The organism is Weissella fangxianensis (assembly GCF_024718545.1).
Classification (GTDB): domain Bacteria; phylum Bacillota; class Bacilli; order Lactobacillales; family Lactobacillaceae; genus Weissella; species Weissella fangxianensis.
Window position 1 is genome coordinate 67,939 of sequence record NZ_JAMXDB010000006.1, and the last position, 6,162, is coordinate 74,100.

Here is a 6,162-nt window from a genome sequence, read left to right on the forward strand (position 1 = left end):
CACCATACCCCTTTTTAACTATAGAAATTTAATAATTACAACACCGACTGCCATAATAATAACGCCAAGAATTTGTACGAAGCTGATTGATGACTTAACCGAGCGCCACCAACCAAATTGTTGTACTAACATTGAGCCGGTAATTGAGCCGATTAAGCTCATTGTGATCGTCAGTCCGGCACCTATTTGGGGAACGGTGAGGACTGTTGCTAATACAAACGACCCACCAAGTATGCCACCGAACCAGTTCCAAACTTTTGTTGTTTTTAACTCAGAAATCTTCGGCAAGCGGCGTTCTACAATTAGTGAGAAAACCATAATTAATAAAAAGCCCGTGAAAAATGAAATAAATGCTGCTTGTTCAGAATTATTTAGTATCGTGCCCAAATGACCATTAATAGCCTGTTGGATAGCTGAGACAGCTCCAGCAATGATTGCCCATATTTGCCAAAATAATTTGGCATTATTTTTTCTAGTATTGTCTAATATAACTTCACTATTGTTTAACTTACTAGGTAGGACAACTGCGCAGATAACCCCTAGTGTAAGAATAATTAAACCAATGAAACGTAATCCTGTCAGTGGGATTAGGTCTGCTTGGAACCATCCAAATGTATCAATGATCGTACCCATAAGAATTTGTCCAAGAATTGGTAGAATCACTGTCTGCATCGCACCCAGCTTGGGGAACAATACAACATTAGATGTTAAATATATACCACCTAATAAGCCACCTAACCATATCCACATTGGTTGATTACTAATGAATTGTTTACTGGGCCACAAGTCTCCTGTCATCCCCCAACTTAGTAAACCTAAAAATAAAGTCCCTACCAAAAAGGAGATGGACGCTGCTAAAAAAGGTGATCGCACAATTTTACTTAAGTCAGAATTGATTGGATTTTGGTTAGCTAATAAAAATCCAGCTAAAAATGCTACTCCTAAGTAGATTAATACCATCAGCCTACTCCCTTCAGATGAATAACTGTTCTTGTGTAAAAAAAAGTGGCTTTAACTACTATTTGATAGTTAAACCACTCTATAATTGTTGGTTTTGTACCTTAGTCCATGAAATCACGTAGTTGCTTTGAACGTGATGGATGGCGTAATTTACGCAACGCTTTTGCTTCAATTTGGCGAATTCGTTCACGAGTTACCCCGAATACTTTACCGACTTCCTCTAATGTGCGTGTACGTCCGTCTTCAAGACCAAATCGTAGTCGTAACACATTCTCTTCACGATCAGTTAGCGTATCAAGCACTGATTCTAGTTGTTCTTTCAACATTTGGTAAGCTGCTGAATCAGCTGGTGAAACGGCTTCATTATCTTCAATGAAATCTCCTAAGTGAGAATCATCCTCTTCACCGATTGGCGTCTCCAAAGAAACAGGCTCTTGCGCAATTTTTAGGATATCACGAACTTTGTCAGTAGCAACATCCATTTCTGCACCAATCTCTTCAGGTGTTGGTTCACGTCCTAAGTCTTGTAGCAAATTACGTTGAATACGAATCAACTTGTTAATTGTCTCGACCATGTGCACTGGAATACGAATTGTACGTGCTTGATCAGCGATGGCACGAGTAATTGCTTGACGAATCCACCAAGTAGCGTATGTTGAGAACTTAAATCCTTTACGGTAATCAAACTTCTCAACAGCCTTCATCAATCCCATATTTCCTTCTTGGATCAAATCAAGGAATTGCATCCCACGACCAACATATCGCTTAGCAATCGAAACAACCAAACGTAAGTTAGCTTCTGCTAATTCTTGCTTAGCAGTCTCATCACCAGATTCGATTCTCTCGGCTAATGCAACTTCTTCTTTTCCAGTTAGCAAAGAAACACGACCGATTTCCTTTAGATACATACGAACCGGATCGTTGATTTTCATACCAGTTGGTGCGTCAGCAGCCTGCTTCAATTCTTTTTCAGACAACTTGGTCTTTTTGTTTTCTAGTGCACGAGCAGTTGGCTCACCGTTTTCATCAACAACAGAAATACCTGCTGATTCAATTTGATCATACAAATCATCAATTTGATCAGCATTCAAAGACATTGGCTTAACAACTGCCTTTTGCAAATCAGTTTCCTTAATTTGCTTGTCCTTTTTAAATTCTTTGATGATACCCTTAACCGCTTTATCAAAGTCAGTTTTACTAAACTTAGTAGCGTTTCCCTCGGTTTTCTTTGCAGCCATAGTAAACTCCTTAATTATTTAAATTCTTTGTTTGCTTTTGTTTTAAAACAGTCATATATTCAACACTCAATTGTGCAATTCGTGCATGGTCATGCAACTGATTAGCTTCTTTAATATCACGTGATAATTGACGGATTTTTTCCTCTAAAGGCGCTTCATCACTAATTACACGAATGTATGCTGATACTTGTTCGCGATCTTCAAATAACTGTGAATCAATACCTTCTAATGAAGCTAATATTCTAGTTAATTCAGGTTTTTGAACATAATCCATAAATGCTGCCATATCCGTTATAGGTTGTTGCTGATGTTCTTCACGATAGGCCATTGCAATCATATATAATGTTTCATATGGTACATCCTGAAAAGAAAAGTCAGCCTGATTGGTAACTTGCAACCAAACATCATTATCACGTAACATCCAGGCCAACAGTATTTGTTCGGCTTTTTCAACGCGCGTTAGATTACTTTTAACAATCTGATTACCATTAAAAGATGGCTGATGAGACGGTTGTCGAGCACCTTGATGCGAATTAGTAGATGGCTTCTGTGCTTGCTTTTGTAGCAAAAGTGGCCGAATTTGATCTTGCAAAGCGTCATAGCTCAAGTCAAATTCATTAGCAAGTTGACGTAAAAATTGTTCACGTATTACTGGTTCCTTGACTGTCGCAATTACTGTAAGCGCATCACTAATGTAAGCGAACATCTCAGTTTGATTATTTAAATTACGATCAATCTGTAGATATCGCAAATTAAAAGTAACCGGATCCTCAACATTATGCACTAATACTTGATTAAATGCTGTTGCGTCATTTGAACGTAGATATTCGTCAGGGTCTTGGTTATCAGGAATATGAATAATCTGAGCAGATAAACGTCCTTGTTGGGTAATTAAATCCAACGCCCGTTTTGTTGCTTTTTGCCCTGCCATATCGGAATCATAGCTAATACTAATGCCATCAGCCATGCGAGACAAACGTTGCACTTGTTCAGTCGTTAATGACGTTCCCATCGAGGCAACACCATTTTGAACGCCCGCTTGGAATGCTGCAATAACATCCATAAACCCTTCAAATAGAATCACATGTTTTTGCTTTTTAATCGTATCCTTGGCTAAATCTAAGTTAAATAGCTCTGCAGATTTATTAAATAGCAGACTTTCAGGGGAATTGATATACTTCGGTTCATCATCATTCTGAGTTAACTTTCTCCCAGAAAAAGCGATAGGATGACCGGTGCTATCCCTGATAGTAAATAAGACACGATTGGCAAAACGATCATGGAGACTACCATCAGACCACTCAACAAATAATTCAGATTTACGTAACAACTGATAATCAACTTTTTGCGTCTGGAAGTAATCATATAAAATATTACCTTCAGGTGCATACCCTAACATAAACGCATCAATCGTCTTCTCATCCAACCCACGAGAAGTTAGATAAGTCAGCGCCTCTTCACCTGAAGCAGTATTAACTAATAGATGATGATAAAGTTTGGTTGCCTCTGCATATAATTCACGCAGTGCCTTTACTTCTGGATCAACTTGTACGTCTTGGTCATTCTCCAGATACGATTCATCTAAATCAACACCAGATTGTGGCGCAATTTTGGCAACAGCCTGAGGAAATGAAAGGTTTTCAATCTCCATTAGGAAACTAAAAGCATTTCCTCCCCGGCCACATGAAAAACAATGGAAAATTTGTTTCTCTTCATTAACGGAAAATGAAGGCGTCCGTTCTTCATGAAATGGACATTTTCCAAACAAATTACGTCCTTGTTTTTTTAACTGTACATATGGTGAAACAACATCAACAATATTAACGTGTTCACGAATTTCTTCAACAAGATTCTGCGGAATTCGTGCCATAATATTTCACCTCCGTTCCAATCAAAATGAACTTTTCCAGCTCCTATAATTATACGCTTGAATATTTAATATGCAAGTATCTTGTCAACCCCTATGAAAACTCATAAGTCTTGTTATGACAACGTTCTTATTTTAACTTAGGCATATTATGTAAACTAGGCTTTTGTGGGAATTGTCAAGTTATTAGCTATCAATTTTCCCAAAAAATTTTTAACGACTAGCCGTGCACGCCTTGCCAGCAACCTTTAACCGCTTTATTACATTTTTGTATCTTTTTTTGGTTTGCTTGCTCTGGTTGTCTGCCCATGTTGTGGTTGTCACAATAATTTTTAAAATATAATTATTTACTCACACACTAAAACGACTTGTATTGATTACTATAAAATACAAGTTCAAATAGTAAAAATTAGAATTTTAATTAAGCTAATTGTGACCGATGTTGGCGTTTCTTCTGACGTGCCCGTTGACTTTGCAAGAATTGGCGATAACACTGTTGTGGCGTTTGCCAATTTAAGACAGCTTTTGGATAATGGTTAATAATGTCTTGCACCGCTCTTAGTGCCACTAACGTGGTTTTAGTCAGACTTTGCCCTTTGGGAAAGAAACGCCGAATGTCACGATTAATACGTTCAATTCCCCCTTTTTCGGCCGGACTATACGCATGCGTAAAATAAACAGTTACTTGCCATTTTTCAAATAGCATCATGACATCAAGGTTGGTAAACTCATGACCACGGTCCGTAGTGACTGACTGCACTTGATTTGGATGCCGGGTTAAAAATTGTTCAATGGCATCATGCATGGCACTCACGCGTTTACTATCCAATTTCATTAGCTCCATGTAGCGACTTTTACGTTCATAAAATACCAATAAACTGGCCTTCACCCCTTGAGGTGAATCAATACAATCCATTTCCCAGTGACCAAAATTACGGCGTTGATTAATCGCCTGGGGACGTTGGTCAATACTATGCGCTTGCATAAAATCACTTTCATGATGTGAACGCATCGCTTCGCGCATAGAAACAGGCCGTATATGGTACTTACGTTTTTTATAATTCAAAAGAGCCGGTACTCTTTTTTTTAAATAGCGATATAAAGTGGTTGCTGAAGGCACATTTTTCAAACTGTGCGCAATCATCGGAATGGTCCAGTGTTTTTCTTCAACAGCTTTTTGAACCCGTTTTAAAGCCCCATTTGATGCGTGAAGTTTACCATAATTGCGATTAATGCGATTCTGGACAGCTAACCAATCAGCATATTCCGGATCATACGGAATTTTATCTAATGAAACATCAGGTCGCCGCCGATTGTGATGCACTTCATCATAAATTGTTTTGGGCGTTCGCTGCAAACGTAAGGCAATTTGGCGTAAACTAATCTTTTGTTCATAATACCATACATAAATGTAATAACGTTCAGAGCGACTTAAGCGTTTATAAGATTTCATCCGTTTATCTCCTTAACAGGTCAGCTATTTACCCAAATAACAAAAATATTTTAATTTTATTGATATGAATGTATCACAATTATTTAATTAATGCATAATTGGTAACGTTATTAAAAAAACGGCCATAGAATGCGTTTCTCAACATTGAAAGGATACTAAATCAATAAAAAAAGCCGACAAATGTCGACTCTTTATTCTTAAACCTTCAAGAATAATCATGTAGTAAAAATACTGGTGTCGATTACTATAACTTTAGTAACTCCACAAATATAAGTCTATAAAATTTTGATGAATTTTTCAAATAATTTGATTTATAAATTTTTGCGTCGCAAATGAGAATGATTTTTTTATTCAATATACAAAATATCAGTCACCACACACAGTCATGCGCCAAGCACAATGACTGTTCACCTACAATAAAACTACCTTTCATTATTTACCACAGCATATTGCTTTTGACGATTTTAAATCTGGAAATTTTGCTAAAATCAGTGGCATGAGCATGATTTTAATGGATTGGATGTAAGCTGATTCCTGAGACAACTTTTAAGAGAGCGTATAATGAATAAATCGCCTCTCAAAAGGAAGGAATTTTTACATGCCAACTCGTTACGACAAAGAATTCAAACAAAACATCATCAACC

4 protein-coding genes are annotated in these 6,162 nt (G+C 37.4%); all 4 read right to left on the bottom strand.

What is annotated here, in order from left to right; translation table 11 throughout:
• Nucleotides 1-18: 18 nt before the first annotated feature.
• A complete protein-coding gene (locus NGR58_RS03220) occupies nucleotides 19-960 on the bottom strand; it encodes a DMT family transporter (RefSeq protein ID WP_258088238.1) in 942 nt (313 codons plus the stop codon).
• Between the two features lie 101 nt (nucleotides 961-1,061).
• Nucleotides 1,062-2,198, bottom strand: coding sequence for an RNA polymerase sigma factor RpoD (rpoD, locus tag NGR58_RS03225; protein WP_075269699.1), 1,137 nt, complete (start codon nucleotides 2,196-2,198; stop codon nucleotides 1,062-1,064).
• 10 nt (nucleotides 2,199-2,208) lie between these two features.
• Nucleotides 2,209-4,068: a DNA primase gene (dnaG, locus tag NGR58_RS03230; RefSeq protein ID WP_258088239.1), complete on the bottom strand. Its 1,860-nt coding sequence runs from the start codon at nucleotides 4,066-4,068 to the stop codon at nucleotides 2,209-2,211.
• Nucleotides 4,069-4,486: 418 nt separating this feature from the next.
• Complete coding sequence (locus tag NGR58_RS03235; protein WP_258088240.1) at nucleotides 4,487-5,518, bottom strand: IS30 family transposase; 1,032 nt, start codon at nucleotides 5,516-5,518, stop codon at nucleotides 4,487-4,489.
• Nucleotides 5,519-6,162: the final 644 nt, after the last annotated feature.

Bases quoted from the DNA above. Each gene is read 5' to 3' on its own strand.
- rpoD (WP_075269699.1), bottom strand. From the start codon at position 2,198: ATGGCTGCAAAGAAAACCGAGGGAAACGCTACTAAGTTTAGTAAAACT.
- NGR58_RS03220 (WP_258088238.1), bottom strand. From the start codon at position 960: ATGGTATTAATCTACTTAGGAGTAGCATTTTTAGCTGGATTTTTATTA.
- dnaG (WP_258088239.1), bottom strand. From the start codon at position 4,068: ATGGCACGAATTCCGCAGAATCTTGTTGAAGAAATTCGTGAACACGTT.
- NGR58_RS03235 (WP_258088240.1), bottom strand. From the start codon at position 5,518: ATGAAATCTTATAAACGCTTAAGTCGCTCTGAACGTTATTACATTTAT.